The sequence below is a fragment of the Streptomyces caniscabiei genome, from assembly GCF_014930365.1.
GTDB classification, from domain to species: domain Bacteria; phylum Actinomycetota; class Actinomycetes; order Streptomycetales; family Streptomycetaceae; genus Streptomyces; species Streptomyces caniscabiei.
In genome coordinates this window covers 667,841-683,653 of record NZ_JABXWI010000002.1, presented here as the reverse complement: position 1 = coordinate 683,653, position 15,813 = coordinate 667,841, and the positions used below count along the sequence as shown (strand labels likewise).

Here is a 15,813-nt window from a genome sequence, read left to right as displayed (position 1 = left end):
GGCCGGGCCGCACCCCCCACCGCGCCACCACGAGGAGGACACACGCATGGGACAGCCGCAGCAGCCCGACCAGGCCGGGGCGGAGGAGTCAGGGGCGCCGGGGCCCGACGCGGGGGCCGGCACCCCTCCCGGTGCCGCGGCCCCGACCACCGCCGTGACGGCCGGCGACGGTCCGCGCGCCGGGGTGTGGCCCGCCGGGCTCGCCGGGGGGACGGACCAGCCGCGGCTGCGGGTCGGGATGGTCGGCTACGCCTTCATGGGGGCCGCGCACTCGCAGGGGTGGCGCACGGCGGGACGGGTCTTCGACCTGCCGCTCACCCCCGTGCTCGCCGCCGTCTGCGGGCGGGACGGCGACGCGGTGCGGGCCATGGCGGACCGGCACGGGTGGGCGGAGACGGAGACCGACTGGCGGCAGCTGATCGCCCGCGACGACATCGACCTCGTGGACATCTGCACCCCCGGCGACAGCCACGCCGAGATCGCCCTCGCCGCGCTGGCCGCCGGCAAGCACGTGCTCTGCGAGAAACCCCTCGCGAACACCGTCGCGGAGGCCGAGGAGATGGCCGAGGCGGCCGAAGAGGCTCACACGCGCGGCCAGTTGGCCATGGTCGGCTTCAACTACCGCCGGGTGCCCGCCACCGCGCTCGCCCGCCGCATGGTCGCCGACGGCCGGCTGGGCGCCCTGCGGCACGTACGGGTGACGTACCTCCAGGACTGGCTCGTGGACCCGGAGTTCCCGCTGACCTGGCGGCTGCGCAAGGAGTCCGCCGGCTCCGGGGCCCTCGGCGACCTCGGCGCCCACATCGTCGACCTCGCGCAGTACCTGGCGGGGGAGCCGGTGGTCGGGGTGTCCGCGCTGATGGAGACCTTCGTCCGCGAACGGCCGCTGCCGGCCGGGGTGTCCAGCGGTCTGGCGTCCTCCGGGGGCACCGCCGGGCGCGGCGCGGTCACCGTCGACGACACGGCCCTGTTCACCGGTCGCTTCGCCTCCGGAGCCGTCGCCTCCTTCGAGGCCACCCGCTTCGCCACCGGCCGCAAGAACGCCCTGCGCATCGAACTCAACGGCGAGCGCGGCTCGTTGGCCTTCGACCTGGAACGGCTCAACGAACTCGCCTACCACGACCACACCGAGCCCGCCGCCCACGCCGGCTTCCGCCGCATCCTCGTCACCGAGCCCGACCACCCCTACCTCGACGCCTGGTGGCCGCCCGGACACGGCCTCGGGTACGAGCACACCTTCGTCCACCAGGCCCGCGACCTGGTGCACGCCGTCGCGGCGGGCCGGCGGCCCGAGCCGTCGTTCGCCGACGGGCTCCAGGTGCAGCGGGTGCTTGCGGCGGTCGAGGAGAGCGCCGAGAAGAACTCCGTCTACACCCCGACCCACTTCCCGTCCCACTCGCCGTCACACACCCCCACAGCGGTCTGAGGAGACCCGACATGCCGCGCGACTTCACGCTCTTCACCGGCCAGTGGGCCGACCTCCCCCTCGAAGAGGTCTGCCGCCTCGCCCGCGACTTCGGCTACGACGGCCTCGAACTCGCCTGCTGGGGCGACCACTTCGAGGTCGACAAGGCCCTCGCCGACCCGTCGTACCTCGCCTCCCGCCACCAGCTCCTGGAGAAGTACGGCCTGAAGTGCTGGGCCGTCTCCAACCACCTGGTGGGACAGGCGGTGTGCGACGCCATCATCGACGAACGCCACCGGGCCATCCTGCCCGCCCGTATCTGGGGCGACGGCGAGCCCGAGGGCGTACGGCAGCGGGCCGCCGCCGAGATGGCCGACACCGCGCGGGCCGCCGCCGCCCTCGGCGTGGACACCGTCGTCGGCTTCACCGGCTCCGCCATCTGGCATCTGGTCGCCATGTTCCCGCCCGCCCCCGAATCGATGATCGAGCGCGGCTACGACGACTTCGCGACCCGCTGGAACCCGATCCTCGACGTCTTCGACGCCCAGGGCGTGCGGTTCGCGCACGAGGTCCACCCGAGCGAGATCGCCTACGACTACTGGACGACCCGGCGCGCCCTGGAGGCGGTCGACCACCGACCGGCGTTCGGGCTGAACTTCGACCCGTCGCACTTCGTGTGGCAGGACCTCGACCCGGTCGGGTTCCTCTGGGACTTCCGCGACCGGATCTACCACGTCGACTGCAAGGAGGCCCGCAAGCGCCTCGACGGCCGCAACGGCCGCCTCGGCTCGCACCTGCCGTGGGGCGACCCGCGCCGGGGCTGGGACTTCGTGTCGGCCGGCCACGGTGACGTCCCGTGGGAGGACGTCTTCCGGATGCTCCGCTCGATCGACTACCGGGGCCCGATCTCCGTCGAGTGGGAGGACGCCGGCATGGACCGGCTCCAGGGCGCCCCCGAGGCCCTCACCCACCTCAAGGCGTTCGACTTCGAACCGCCGACGGCCTCGTTCGACGCGGCGTTCGGCGGCAACGACTGACGGTTCCCCGCCACAACGGCTCCAGCCGCAACGGTTCCAGCCACAACGGTTCCCTGTCTTCCGGGGTGACGGCGCACCCCGGCGTACCGCACACACCCGTACACCTCCGTACGACCAGCCCCTTACTGGAGGCATTTCGTGCACCCGTACGACGACACCAGACACCCCACCAGCACCACCAGCACCACCAGCACCACCAGCACCACCAGCCTCTTCAGACGCCGCGGACTGCGCGGGCCGATCGCCCTGCTGAGCGGTCTGCTGCTCGCGGGCGCCTCGCTCTCCCTCACCGCGCCGGCGGCGGGGGCGGCCGACGCCGGGCCGAAGGCCGCCCCGGCCGCCGCCGAGGACTTCCAACAGGTCACCCTCGCCAAGGGCGAGCCGGAGGTCGGCGAGCCCATGTCGCTCGCCGTCCTCCCCGACCGCTCGGTCCTGCACACCTCCCGCGACGGCGAACTGCGCCTGACCGACGCGGCGGGCAACACCAGGCTCGCGGGCAAGCTCGACGTGTACTCCCACGACGAGGAGGGCCTCCAGGGCATAGGCGTCGACCCGGGCTTCGCCGACAACCGTTTCATCTACCTGTACTACGCGCCCCCGTTGAACACCCCGGCCGGCGACGCCCCCGAGACCGGGACGGCCGCCGACTTCGCGCCCTTCGACGGCGTCAACCGTCTGAGCCGCTTCGTCCTGAAGGCGGACGGCACCCTCGACGACGCCAGCGAGAAGAAGATCCTCGACGTCCCCGCCTCGCGCGGGATCTGCTGCCACGTCGGCGGTGACATCGACTTCGACGCGGCCGGCAACCTGTACCTGTCGACGGGCGACGACAGCAACCCCTTCCAGTCGGACGGCTTCACCCCCATCGACGAGCGGTCCAACCGCAACCCGGCCTTCGACGCCCAGCGCACCTCCGGCAACACCAACGACCTGCGCGGCAAGATCCTGCGCATCAAGGTCGGCGCCGACGGCTCGTACACCGTCCCCGACGGCAACCTCTTCGCCCCCGGCACGGACAAGACACGCCCCGAGATCTACGCGATGGGCTTCCGCAACCCCTTCCGCTTCAGCGTCGACAAGAAGACCGGCATCCTCTACGTCGGCGAGTACGGCCCCGACGCCGGCGCGGCCAACCCCTCGCGCGGCCCGGCCGGGCAGGTCGAGTTCGCCCGGGTGACCAAGCCGGGCAACTTCGGCTGGCCGTACTGCACCGGCAAGAACGACGCCTACGTCGACTACGACTTCGCCACCGGCACCTCGGGCGCGTCCTTCGACTGCGCGGCCCCGAAGAACACCTCGCCGAACAACACCGGCCTCACCGACCTGCCGCCCGCCGAGCCCGCCTGGATCCCCTACAACGGCGCCTCCGTCCCGGAGTTCGGCGACGGCTCCGAGTCCCCGATGGGCGGCCCGGTCTACGACTACGACGCCGCGCTCGACTCCCCGGTGAAGTTCCCCGAGGCGTACGACGGCGACTTCTTCGCCGGTGAGTTCGGCCGCCGCTGGATCAAGCGGATCAGCAGCGACGCCGACGGCACCGTCCAGTCGATCAACAGCGTCCCGTGGACCGGCACCCAGGTCATGGACATGGCCTTCGGCCCGGACGGCGCGCTGTACGTCCTCGACTACGGGCTCGCCTGGTTCGGCGGCGACGAGAACTCCGCGCTGTACCGCATCGAGAACGCCACCGACGGCCACTCCCCGGTCGCCCAGGCCGCCGCCGACCGCACCTCCGGCCAGGCGAGACTGAAGGTCCGCTTCTCCTCCGCCGGCACCAGCGACCAGGACGGCGACGCCCTCACCTACAGCTGGGACTTCGGCGACGGCTCCACCTCCACGGCCGCCAACCCGACGCACACGTACAAGAAGAACGGCACCTACACGGCGACCGTGACCGCGAAGGACACCACCGGCCGTACCGGCAGCGCGAGCGTGCAGATCGTGGTCGGCAACACCGCGCCCAAGGTCGAGCTGCAACTCCCGGCGGACGGGCAGCTGTTCGCGTTCGGTGACGCCGTACCGTTCAAGGTGAAGGTCAGCGACCCGGAGGACGGCCACCCGATCGACTGCGCCAAGGTCAAGGTCACCTTCATCCTCGGCCACGACAGTCACGGCCACCCCGTGACCTCCGCCAACGGCTGCACCGGCACCATCCAGACCAGCGCCGACGGCGGCCACGACGAGAACGCCAACATCTTCGGGGTCTTCGACGCCGAGTACACCGACGGCGGAGGCGGCGGCCAGGCCCCGCTGACCACCCACGACCAGAACGTCGTCCAGCCCACCCACCGCCAGGCCGAGCACTACGGCGACTCCTCCGGCATCGCCGTCCAGACGAAGCCCACCGCCCACGGCGGCAAGACGGTCGGGGACATCGACAACGGCGACTGGATCTCCTTCGAGCCGTACGTCCTGTCGAACGCCACGAAGATCACCGCACGCGTCTCCTCCGGGGGTGCCGGCGGCAAGCTGGAGGTCCGGGCGGGCTCCCCGACCGGCCGCCTCCTCGGCAGCGCGACCGTGCCGGCGACCGGCGGATGGGAGAACTTCCAGGACGTCACCGCGAACCTGTCCCGCGCCCCGCGCGGCACCACGACGCTCCACCTGGTGTTCAAGGGGACCGGTTCCGGCGGCCTGTTCGACGTGGACGACTTCACCTTCACGAAGCGGTGAGGGGGCGTCATGCCGACGAACGGACGAGGACGCGGACGAGGACGTGGACGCCTGTGGGCCGCGGTGGGTGGCGCCGCCCTGCTGATCGGCTGTGTGTCGGGGCCCGCCGTGTCGGATGACGCGGGCACCTCCGGAGGCCCTGGCGGTCCCGGCGGCGCGGGTCACGGGGACGAGCGCCGGGTGCTGGTGTTCTCCAAGACCGCCGGGTTCCGCCACGACTCCATCCCCGAGGGCATCACGGCCGTACGGGAGCTGGGCGCCGCACACGGCTTCGCGGTCGACGCCACGGAGGACGCCGGCGCCTTCACCGCCCGCAACCTCGGACGCTACGACGCCGTGGTCTTCCTCTCCACGACCGGCGACGTCCTGAACGCGGCCCAACAGGGCGCGTTCGAGCGGTACATCAAACGCGGCGGCGCGTACGTCGGCATCCACGCCGCCGCCGACACCGAGTACGACTGGGCCTTCTACGGCGGGCTCGCGGGCGCGTACTTCCAGTCGCACCCCGCGATCCAGCCCGCGACGGTCGACGTCGAGGACCACGCCCACCCGGCCACCGCCGGGCTGGGCGCGACCTGGAACCGCACGGACGAGTGGTACAACTACCGCTCCAACCCACGCGAGCGGGCCCATGTCCTCGCCTCGCTCGACGAGTCGTCGTACAGCGGCGGCACCATGAACGGCGACCATCCGATCGCCTGGTGCCAGGACTACCAGGGCGGGCGTGCCTTCTACACCGGCGGCGGCCACACCAAGGAGTCCTTCGCCGAACCCGCCTTCCGGCAGCACCTGCTGGGCGGCATCCGCTGGGCGATCGGCGAGGCCCGGGCCGACTGCCGCCCGGAGAACGGCTACCGGTCGCTGTTCGACGGCACGGCGGAGTCCCTGTCCGCGTGGCGGCAGGCCGGTCCGGGCTCCTTCACCCTGTCCGACGACGGCACGATCACGTCGGCGGGTGGCATGGGGATGCTCTGGTACGCCGACCGGAGCTTCGGGTCGTACTCCCTGAAGCTCGACTGGAGGATGTCCGGCCCCTCGGGCGACGACAACTCCGGTGTCTTCGTCGGCTTCCCGCCCTCCGACGACCCCTGGTCCGCCGTGAACAACGGCTACGAGGTCCAGATCGACGCCACCGACGTACCCGAGCGGACCACCGGGTCCGTCTACGGCTTCCGCTCCGCCGACCTCGGCAAGCGCGACCGCGCGCTGAACCCGCCGGGGGAGTGGAACACGTACGAGATCCGCGTGGAGGGCGAGCGCCTCCGCGTCTGGCTCAACGGGGTGAAGATCAACGACTTCACCAACACCGATCCGGTACGGAGCCTGCGCGACGGCCACTTCGGCATCCAGAACCACGGATCCGCCGATCAGGTGTCCTTCCGCGACGTCCGGATCAAGGAACTGCCCGCACGGGCCGCCGACCTGGCGGACCCGCCGCCGGGCGACTGAGCGACGGCGGGCGGGGGACGCCGGACCTCCGCCCGCCGTCTCGCCCCTCTTCCCTTCCCCTTCCCTTTCCCTCTTCCCCCACGGAGGGTTCCCGGCCCGTCCCACCCCTGGCCCGACGAGGAGGCTGCCCATGTCCGCGTCCGTGTCCGTCACCCCACCGAGCGTCGGCGTCTGGCTGATCGGAGCACGCGGTTCCGTCGCCACCACCGTCGTCGCGGGCTGCGCGGCCGTCACGGCGGGTCTGCACGCCCCGACGGGCATGGTCACCGAGACCCCCGCCTTCGAGGGCACCGGCCTCGCGCCCCTCACCTCCCTCGTCTTCGGCGGCCACGACACGGTCGACTGCCCCCTGCCCAAACGGGCCGAGGCACTCGCGGCCGGAGGCGTCCTGCCGCACGGCCTCCCGGCGGCCGTCGGCGCCGAACTGGCCGCAGCCGACCGGGAGATCAGGCCCGGCGGCCCCCTCCCGGGCGACACCAGGACCCCCGACGAACTGATCGCCTCCCACGCCGCCGACATCCAGGACTTCGTACGACGCCGGGGGCTCGCCCGCGCCGTCGTGGTGAACGTCGCCTCCACGGAACCCGCCCCCACCGGGACGGCCCTGCCGCCCAGCTCCCTCTACGCGGCGGCGGCCCTGCGCGCCGGCTGCCCCTACGTGAACTTCACCCCCTCCACCGGGCTCCACCACCCGTCCCTGGCCTCCCTCGCCGCCTCCTCGGGACTTCCCCACGCGGGCCGCGACGGCAAGACCGGCCAGACGCTGCTCCGGTCGGTCCTCGGCCCGATGTTCGCCCAGCGGGCCCTCACCGTCCGGGCGTGGTCCGGCACCAACCTGCTCGGCGGTGGCGACGGCGCCGCCCTCGCCGACCCGGCCGCCGCCGCTGCCAAGAACGCCGGCAAGGAGCGCGTCCTCACCGACAGCCTGGGCGGCACCCCCGAGGGCGAGACCCACATCGACGACGTCCCCGCCCTCGGCGACTGGAAGACCGCCTGGGACCACATCGCCTTCGACGGCTTCCTCGGCACCCGGATGGTCCTCCAGACCACCTGGCAGGGCTGTGACTCCGCCCTCGCGGCCCCGCTGGTGCTCGACCTGGCCCGCCTCCTGTCCCGCGCCCACGAAGCGGGCCTCTCCGGCCCCCTGTCCGAGCTGGGCTTTTATTTCAAGGATCCGGTGGGGGACGGTCCGGCGGCGCTGGGGGAGCAGTACGCGCGGCTGGCCGGCTTCGCGGAGCGGCTGCGGGCGAGGGCAGGGGCCCCGGCGACACCCACGCCGCGCGAGGAGACCCGATGAGTCACTCACCCACATCCCTCACCTCCCTCTCCTTCGGCTACGGCACCAACGGGCTCGCCGACCTCCGGCTCGACGACGCGCTCGCGCTCCTCGCCGATCTCGGTTACGACGGGGTCGGGCTCACGCTCGACCACATGCATCTCGACCCGCTGGCCCCCGACCTCGCGGCCCGCACCCGGCGGCTCGCACGGCGGCTGGACGACCTCGGGCTGTCCGTCACCGTGGAGACCGGGGCCCGCTATGTGCTGGACCCCCGCCGCAAGCACGGCCCCACACTGCTCGACGCCGACCCCGACGACCGGGCCCGCCGGGCCGACCTGCTGGTCCGGGGGGTGCGGGTCGCCGCAGACCTCGGCGCCCACGCCGTGCACTGCTTCAGCGGCGTCACCCCGCCGGGTACGGACGAGGACACCGCCTGGAAGCGCCTCCCCGACGCTCTCGCCCCCGTCCTCGACGCCGCCACCGCCGCCGGTGTCCCCCTCGCGATCGAACCCGAACCCGGTCACCTCCTCGCCTCGCTCGCCGACTTCCACCGCCTCCGCGAGGCCCTCGACAGCCCCGCCGCACTCGGCCTCACCCTCGACATCGGCCACTGCCAGTGCCTCGAACCGCTCCCTCCGGCCGACTGCGTCCGCGCCGCCGCGCCCTGGCTGCGCCACGTCCAGATCGAGGACATGCGGCGAGGCGTCCATGAACACCTCCCCCTCGGTGAGGGCGAGATCGACTTCCCGCCCGTCCTCGAAGCGCTCGCCACCGTCGACTACGGGGCCCTGACCGTCGTCGAACTGCCCCGCCACTCCCACGCGGGCCCCCACTTCGCCGAGCAGTCCCTCTCCTTCCTTGAACAGTCCCTCGCCCTCAGCCACGGCACGACCGGCCGCACCGCCGACCCCGGGAGCACCTTGTGACCCACCCCCGCACCCCGGCCGTGCCGACGAGCACGCACGCCCATGCGGCCCATCACCAGGCCCATCACCTCGCCCACACCACCCCCGCCGACCTGCGCCGCCACCTGAACGACCACCTCACCGACGCGGCCCGTGCCTGGCTGGGCCGGGCGCTGGACGAGGCCGCCGACCATCCGGGCGGCCACGGGCCCATCTCCGCCTGGGAGCTGCGCCTCGCCGAGGCGGGCCGGCGCTGCGGTACCGAACACGCCGACGCCGTCCGCGTCCTGATCCTGCACGCGGCCCACGCCGACACCGACGCGGTCACCCGGGTCTACCGCCAGGGCACCGCCGACGAACGCCGCGCGGTCCTGCACGCGCTGCCCCACCTCGTACCGGGCCCCGGAGCGCTGCACCTCGTCGAGGACGCCCTGCGCACCAACGACACCCGTCTCGTCGCCGCCGCCCTCGGCCCATACGCCGCCCGCCACCTGGCCCCGCACCCCTGGCGGCACGCCGTCCTCAAGTGCCTCTTCACCGGCGTCCCCCTCGACGAGGTCGCCCACCTCGCCCGCCGCGCCCGGGGCGACACCGAACTCGCCCGTATGCTCCGCGCCTTCGCCGAGGAACGCACCGCCGCGGGCCGTCCCGTACCCGAGGACCTGCACCGCGTCCTGGCCCTGACCGCGCCCCCACCGGCCGTCGAGCCCCGCACCGACGGCTTCGACGGTCTCGACGGCAAGGAGTCCTGATGCGCATCTTCGACCCCCACATCCACATGACGTCACGCACCACCGACGACTACGAGGCGATGCACGCCGCGGGCGTCCGCGCGGTCGTGGAACCGGCCTTCTGGCTGGGGCAGCCCCGGACGTCGCCCGCCTCCTTCGTCGACTACTTCGACTCCCTCCTCGGCTGGGAGCCCTTCCGCGCCGCCCAGTACGGCATCGCCCACCACTGCGCCCTCGCCCTCAACCCCAAGGAGGCCAACGACCCGCGGTGCGCCCCCGTCCTGGACCTGCTGCCCCGCTACCTGCTCAAGGACGGGGTCGTGGCCGTCGGCGAGATCGGCTACGACTCCATGACCCCGGCCGAGGACCACGCGCTCGAACACCAGCTCCAGCTGGCCGCCGACCAGGGCCTGCCCGCCCTCGTCCACACCCCGCACCGGGACAAGCTCGCCGGGCTGCGCCGCACCCTCGACGTCGTACGGGCCTCCGCCCTGCCCGTCGACCGGGTGCTGCTCGACCATCTCAACGAGACCACCGTCGAGAAGGCCAGGGACAGCGGCGCCTGGCTCGGCTTCTCCGTCTACCCGGACACCAAGATGGACGAGGAGCGCATGGTCGCCGTCCTGAAGAAGTTCGGCCCGGAGAAGGTGCTGGTCAACTCGGCCGCCGACTGGGGCAGAAGCGACCCCCTCAAGACCCGCCGGGTCGCCGACGCCCTGCTCGCGGCCGGCTTCGACGAGGACGACGTCGACCTGGTGCTCTGGCGCAACCCGGTCGCCTTCTACGGACTCAGCGGCCGACTCGACCTCGACGTCACCGCGACGGACCCCACGCACGAGGGCAACAGCATCCTGCGCGGCGGTGAGTGACCCGTGCGCTTCCGCCACCCCGACGGCTCCACCGTCCACCTCGCCTACTGCACGAACGTGCATCCGGCCGAGACCCTCGACGGCGTCCTCGCCCAGCTCCGCGACCACTGCGAGCCCGTACGCCGCCGCCTCGGCCGCGACCGCCTCGGCATCGGGCTGTGGCTGGCCAGGGACGCCGCCACGGCCCTGGTCACCGACCCGTCCGCGCTGCGCGGCCTGCGCACCGAACTCGACCGGCGCGGCCTCGAAGTGGTCACCCTCAACGGCTTCCCCTATCAGGGCTTCGGCGCCGAGGAGGTCAAGTACCGCGTCTACCGGCCGGACTGGGCCGACCCCGAGCGCCTCGACCACACCACCTCCCTCGCCCGGGTACTCGCCCGACTCCTCCCGGACGACGTCACCGAGGGCACCGTCTCCACTCTGCCCCTGGCCTGGCGCACCGCCCACGACGACACCCGCGCCGCCCGGTCCCGCACGGCCCTGCGCACCCTCGCCGAACGCCTCGACGCCGTGGCCGAGCTGACCGGCCGCTCCATCCGCGTCGGCCTGGAACCCGAACCCGGCTGCACCGTCGAGACCACCGCCGACGCCATCGGCCCGCTGACCGCCATCGGCCACGACCGCATCGGCGTCTGCGTCGACACCTGCCACCTCGCCACCTCCTTCGAAGATCCCCGCACCGCCCTGGACGCCCTCACCCGGGCTGGTGTCCCCGTCGTCAAGTCCCAGCTCTCGGCCGCCCTGCACGCCGAACACCCGCACCTGCCCGAGGTCCGCGAGGCCCTCGCCGCCTTCGACGAGCCCCGCTTCCTGCACCAGACCCGCACCTCCACCGCCGCCGGCCTGCGCGGCACCGACGACCTCGGCGAGGCCCTCACGGGCGACACGCTGCCCGACGCCTCACCCTGGCGCGCCCACTTCCACGTCCCCCTCCACGCGGCCCCCGCGGCCCCCCTCACCTCCACCCTCCCGGTCCTCAAGACCGCCCTGAACCACCTGGTCGGCGGCGCCCACCCCCTCACCCACCACCTGGAGGTGGAGACCTACACCTGGCAGGCGCTGCCCCCCGCGCTGCGCCCCGCCACACGCGCCCAGCTCGCCGACGGCATCGCCGCCGAACTCGCCCTGGCCCGGGACCTGTTGACCGACCTCGGCCTCAAGGAGCTGCCGTGAGCCCGAACAGCAGCACCACCCCGGGGCCCCCGCCCGACGCCGATCCCACCCCCCTCCTCGTCCTGGACGTCGTCGGCCTCACCCCCCGTCTCCTCGACCACATGCCCCACCTCAAGGCCCTCGGACAGTCCGGCTCCCGGGCCCCGCTCGGCACCGTCCTGCCCGCCGTCACCTGTGCCGCCCAGTCCACCTTCCTCACCGGCACGCTCCCCGCCGAACACGGCATCGTGGGCAACGGCTGGTACTTCCGTGAACTCGGTGACGTCCTGCTCTGGCGCCAGCACAACGGCCTCGTCGCCGGCGACAGACTCTGGGACGCCGCCCGCCGTGCCCACCCCGGCTACACCGTCGCCAACATCTGCTGGTGGTACGCCATGGGCGCCGACACCGACCTCACCGTCACCCCCCGTCCGATCTACTACTCCGACGGCCGCAAGGAACCCGACTGCTACACCCGCCCCCCGGCCCTGCACGACGAACTCACCGCGAAACTCGGCACGTTCCCCCTGTTCCACTTCTGGGGCCCGGGCGCCGACCTCGTCTCCAGCCAGTGGATCATCGACGCGACCCGCCACATCGTCAGCACCCGCCGCCCCGACCTGGCGCTCTGCTACCTCCCCCACCTCGACTACGACCTACAGCGCTTCGGCCCCGACGACCCGCGCTCCCTGAAGGCGGCCGCCGACCTGGACCAGGCCGTGGCGCCCCTGCTCGACGACGCCCGCGCGGAAGGCCGTACCGTCGTCGTGCTGTCCGAGTACGGCATCACCCCCGTGGAACGCCCCGTCGACATCAACCGCGCCCTGCGCCGGGCCGGCCTGCTCGACGTGCACACCCAGGACGGCATGGAGTACCTCGACCCGATGGCCTCACGTGCCTTCGCGGTCGCCGACCACCAGATCGCCCATGTGTATGTACGCCGCGCCGAGGACCTGGACGCCACCAGGGAAGCCCTCGCGGACCTGCCCGGGATCGGTCAACTCCTCGACGACGAGGGCAAGAAGGCCCACCACCTCGACCACCCGCGCTCCGGCGAGTTCGTCGCCGTCGCGGAGCCGGACGCCTGGTTCACGTACTACTACTGGCTCGACGACGACCGCGCGCCCGACTTCGCACGCACCGTCGAGATCCATCGCAAACCCGGCTACGACCCGGTCGAGCTGTTCATGGACCCGCTCGACCCGCTGGTGAAACTCAAGGCGGCCACGGCACTGGCCCGCAAGAAACTCGGGCTGCGCTACCGCATGGCGGTCGTGCCGCTGGACCCCTCGCCTATTCGAGGCAGCCACGGCCGCCTTCCCGCGAGCGACGACGACGGTCCGCTCATCATCTGCTCCACCCCCCGAGCCGTCGGTGACCGTGTCGCGGCCACCGATGTGAAAGCACTCCTGCTCCGACTTGCCGGTCTGTCCTGACCGGTGCCCAGGACCCAAGGGTCCTGACTGGTCACAAGTGAAGCACTCACCACTGACAACGCCCGCCCACCCAGAGGAGTTCCAGCATGAGCCGCACCCACCAGCCGGATCCCGAACTCATCCACCGCCTCAGCAGACGAGGCATGCTCGGCGTGGCCGCCGGCGCCACGGTCGCCGCCCTGCTGGGCGCGGCAGCCCTGGCGCAGGCCGCCGCCGGCACCGAGTCCGCGGCCGCCACCGGAGCCACGGGCAAGGGCCGGGGCCGCCCCGTCCTCCCGCCCGGCCGGCTCGGTATCCAGCTCTACAGCCTGCGCGACAAGGTCTCCACCCTCGGCTTCGCCCCCGTCTTCGCCGAGCTGGAGAAGTACGGCTACGACGAGGTCGAGTTCGCCGGCTACACCCAGGGCTCGGCGGGCCCCATCACCCTCGCCCAGCTCAAGCGCCTGGCCCGAGACCATGGCTTGACCCCGATCGGCAGCCACGTCGGCTACTACTCCAGCGACCCCAACGCGTACACCTTCGCGCAGAACCTCACCAAGGTCCTCGACGACGCCCAGGCCCTGGGCCTCAAGCACATCGGCACCGCCGCCAACCCCTTCCGCTACGGCACGACCGTCGACGCGTTGAAGCGGGCCGCCCACGAGTTCAACACCTACGGCGCCGCCGCCAGGGCGCGGGGCATGAAGTTCTACCAGCACAACCACTCCGAGGAGTTCTCCTTCGCCACCGACAACCCCAAGGTCCGCCTCTACGACGTGCTGCTCCGGGAGACCGACCCCGACCTGGTCTTCCTGGAGATGGACATCTTCTGGGCGTACGTGGCCCAGTTCCGGTTCTCCAAGAGGCCCGACGGGACCGCCGCGCCGTTCGAGCCCCTCGACTACGTCCTGCGCCGCCCGAACCGCTACCCGCTCTTCCACGTCAAGGACGGCGAGAGCGACCCGTCGAACCCCTTCGGCTACCGCATGGTCGACGTCGGCGACGGCGACATCGACTACCAGAAGTTCATCTCGGCCGTCACCCGGCTGAAGGGCCACCGTCTGGCCCACCACTGGCAGGCCGAGCACGACAACCCCTCCGAGTCCCTCACCTTCGCCCGCCGCTCCAGCGAGCACCTGCACTCGCTGCGGGAGAAGTGCTGACCGACCCGGACGACGACGGCAGCAGGCGGCCGCCCCGTGGTACGAGACCACGGGGCGGCCGCCTGCTGCCGTACGTGGAGGCGTCAGCCACTTGTCAGGCCACTTCGTCACCGAGCGGACGCGGGTTGGGAGCGATGTGCCGGGAGCGGGGCCGCCCCGGCGGGTGCAGGAAGACCGCCACACAACCGGCGAACAGTGAGATGGAACCGGCGAGCACGAAAGCGCCCGCGTAGTCCCAGGCGCCCACGACCACGGCGCCCATACCGGAGCCGAGCAGACCGGACACCAGCTTGGAGCTGTACACCAGGCCGTAGTTGGAGGCGTTGTTGTTCTCGCCGAAGTAGTCCGCGGTCATCGCCGCGAACATCGGGAAGATGGCGCCGCCGCCGAAGCCGGAGATGCTGGAGAACACCAGGAACAGCGGCAGGTTGCCGATGTTGCCGGACCACAGGATGCCGTACTGGGACAGGCCCAGCACGATGCACACGAAGATCAGGCACTGCTTGCGGCCGTAGCGGTCGGAGAGCCAGCCGATGACACCGCGTCCCGTGCCGTTGACGATCGCCTTCAGGGACATGGCGGTGGCCACGATCCCGCCCGCGAAACCCGCCTCGTTGCCGAACGGCACCTGGAAGGCGATGCCGAAGATGTTCACACCCGAGGTGCACAGCAGACAGAACCACATCAGCGCCACCCGGCCCGTGCGCCAGGCCTCGCTCGGCGTGTACTGCTTCACGGCCGGCGGGTTCTTCTCCAGTGCGCGCCGCGCGCGCGGGTCGTCCGGCTTGCGTAGCGGGTCGACCTCGGCCGGCCACCAGTTCTTCGGCGGGTCCTGGAAGAAATAGCCCGCCACGGCGACGACCGTCGCGAGGAACACACCGACACAGACGAGCACCCAGCGGAAGTTCGTCAGGTCCATGTACCCGGTGAAGATGAACACGAACGGCACCGAACCGTAGGCGAAACCGCCGTTGACGAAGCCGGTCTTGCCGCCCTTGCGCTCCGGGTACCACTTGCCGACCATGTTCACGCAGGTCGCGTAGACCATGCCGGCGCCCATGCCGCTGAACATGCCGAACCCGATGTACGCGACGACGACGTGCGGTGCGAACGCCAGGGACACGTATCCGAGCAGGGTGCCGACGGCACCCAGCATCATCGCCCAGCGGGCGGGCAGTTTGCCGCTCTCGCGCAGCTTCCCCGCCGGGAAGGCCACCGCGGCCTGGAAGAACACCCAGACGCCCAGCATCCAGAAGATGTGCTGGTTGCTCCAGCTGTGCGCCGTGTGCAGGGTCTCCTCGGCGGACGCGAACGCGTACTCCGCCGAGCTGATGCCCATCATGCCCACCCACGGCAGGATGACCATCCACTTGCGTTTGCGCCCCATGATGTCCAGGTCGGACTCGCCGATCCGGTACATCCGGCCGTTGGCGTCCGTCACCTCCCGGTAGGGGACGGGTGTGGAGATGTCAGTTGTTGCCATGTCGATCGAACCCTCCGCGTGGAAGAAGTCTGGCCAGCGCCCCCTGTCCGTGCTTCTTTTGCGCCGGGGCCCGCGGTGAGCGGTCGTCCGCGGGACCCCGTGGTTCGAGCCGTCGCTCAGCTCATCGACCGCCCCCCCAACAGCCCTGCGGTCCGCGCCCACCGGGCTGCGTCACGCCCGGGGGACAACCCCCGGACCCCCGGCCGACCCAGGGCATGCCGCCCCGTCACAGGACCCCCGCCGCCCGCGCCC

12 protein-coding genes are annotated in these 15,813 nt (G+C 72.1%); 11 read left to right on the top strand and 1 reads right to left on the bottom strand.

From position 1 onward, the window contains the following. The first annotated feature begins 46 nt into the window (after nt 1-46). The 11 genes from HW837_RS07480 (at nt 47) to HW837_RS07430 (ending at nt 14,078) form a co-directional block, all read left to right on the top strand. On the top strand, nt 47-1,426 hold the full coding sequence (locus HW837_RS07480) for a Gfo/Idh/MocA family protein (RefSeq protein ID WP_093790066.1): 1,380 nt from the start codon (nt 47-49) through the stop codon (nt 1,424-1,426). 11 nt (nt 1,427-1,437) lie between these two features. Then, entirely contained in the window at nt 1,438-2,442 is a 1,005-nt protein-coding gene (locus tag HW837_RS07475) for a sugar phosphate isomerase/epimerase family protein (protein ID WP_045556660.1), read from the top strand. 138 nt (nt 2,443-2,580) lie between these two features. Beyond that, on the top strand, nt 2,581-5,115 hold the full coding sequence (locus HW837_RS07470) for a PQQ-dependent sugar dehydrogenase (protein ID WP_390623588.1): 2,535 nt from the start codon (nt 2,581-2,583) through the stop codon (nt 5,113-5,115). A gap of 9 nt (nt 5,116-5,124) precedes the next feature. Then, nucleotides 5,125-6,564, top strand: a complete 1,440-nt coding sequence (locus tag HW837_RS07465) for a ThuA domain-containing protein (RefSeq protein ID WP_193379886.1) — start codon at nt 5,125-5,127, stop codon at nt 6,562-6,564. 130 nt (nt 6,565-6,694) lie between these two features. Next, the gene (locus HW837_RS07460; protein WP_193379887.1) at nt 6,695-7,861 is read left to right on the top strand and encodes an inositol-3-phosphate synthase; all 1,167 of its coding nucleotides are present in this window, start codon (nt 6,695-6,697) and stop codon (nt 7,859-7,861) included. Beyond that, on the top strand, nt 7,858-8,769 hold the full coding sequence (locus tag HW837_RS07455) for a sugar phosphate isomerase/epimerase family protein (RefSeq protein ID WP_193379888.1): 912 nt from the start codon (nt 7,858-7,860) through the stop codon (nt 8,767-8,769). The genes HW837_RS07460 and HW837_RS07455 overlap by 4 nt, the downstream gene beginning before the upstream one ends. Then, nucleotides 8,766-9,500: an EboA domain-containing protein gene (locus tag HW837_RS07450; RefSeq protein WP_390623589.1), complete on the top strand. Its 735-nt coding sequence runs from the start codon at nt 8,766-8,768 to the stop codon at nt 9,498-9,500. The genes HW837_RS07455 and HW837_RS07450 overlap by 4 nt, the downstream gene beginning before the upstream one ends. Then, nucleotides 9,500-10,348, top strand: coding sequence for a TatD family hydrolase (locus HW837_RS07445; RefSeq protein WP_045556665.1), 849 nt, complete (start codon nt 9,500-9,502; stop codon nt 10,346-10,348). Before HW837_RS07450 ends, HW837_RS07445 begins: the two co-directional genes overlap by 1 nt. Before the next feature lie 3 nt (nt 10,349-10,351). After that, complete coding sequence (gene eboE, locus HW837_RS07440) at nt 10,352-11,521, top strand: metabolite traffic protein EboE (protein WP_193382329.1); 1,170 nt, start codon at nt 10,352-10,354, stop codon at nt 11,519-11,521. Then, nucleotides 11,518-12,936 (top strand): alkaline phosphatase family protein, encoded by a 1,419-nt coding sequence (locus HW837_RS07435; RefSeq protein ID WP_193379890.1) that lies wholly within the window; start codon nt 11,518-11,520, stop codon nt 12,934-12,936. Before eboE ends, HW837_RS07435 begins: the two co-directional genes overlap by 4 nt. A gap of 86 nt (nt 12,937-13,022) precedes the next feature. Further along, entirely contained in the window at nt 13,023-14,078 is a 1,056-nt protein-coding gene (locus tag HW837_RS07430; RefSeq protein ID WP_193379891.1) for a sugar phosphate isomerase/epimerase family protein, read from the top strand. Between the two features lie 94 nt (nt 14,079-14,172). Here the strand turns inward: HW837_RS07430 and HW837_RS07425 are convergent, their stop codons facing one another. After that, nucleotides 14,173-15,561 (bottom strand): OFA family MFS transporter, encoded by a 1,389-nt coding sequence (locus tag HW837_RS07425; RefSeq protein WP_045556669.1) that lies wholly within the window; start codon nt 15,559-15,561, stop codon nt 14,173-14,175. Nucleotides 15,562-15,813: the final 252 nt, after the last annotated feature.

What these genes read in the sequence shown, in the direction of transcription:
- HW837_RS07455 (WP_193379888.1), top strand. Translation starts at nt 7,858, where the DNA reads ATGAGTCACTCACCCACATCCCTCACCTCCCTCTCCTTCGGCTACGGC.
- HW837_RS07465 (WP_193379886.1), top strand. Translation starts at nt 5,125, where the DNA reads ATGCCGACGAACGGACGAGGACGCGGACGAGGACGTGGACGCCTGTGG.
- HW837_RS07430 (WP_193379891.1), top strand. Translation starts at nt 13,023, where the DNA reads ATGAGCCGCACCCACCAGCCGGATCCCGAACTCATCCACCGCCTCAGC.
- HW837_RS07460 (WP_193379887.1), top strand. Translation starts at nt 6,695, where the DNA reads ATGTCCGCGTCCGTGTCCGTCACCCCACCGAGCGTCGGCGTCTGGCTG.
- HW837_RS07445 (WP_045556665.1), top strand. Translation starts at nt 9,500, where the DNA reads ATGCGCATCTTCGACCCCCACATCCACATGACGTCACGCACCACCGAC.
- HW837_RS07475 (WP_045556660.1), top strand. Translation starts at nt 1,438, where the DNA reads ATGCCGCGCGACTTCACGCTCTTCACCGGCCAGTGGGCCGACCTCCCC.
- HW837_RS07425 (WP_045556669.1), bottom strand. Translation starts at nt 15,561, where the DNA reads ATGGCAACAACTGACATCTCCACACCCGTCCCCTACCGGGAGGTGACG.
- HW837_RS07480 (WP_093790066.1), top strand. Translation starts at nt 47, where the DNA reads ATGGGACAGCCGCAGCAGCCCGACCAGGCCGGGGCGGAGGAGTCAGGG.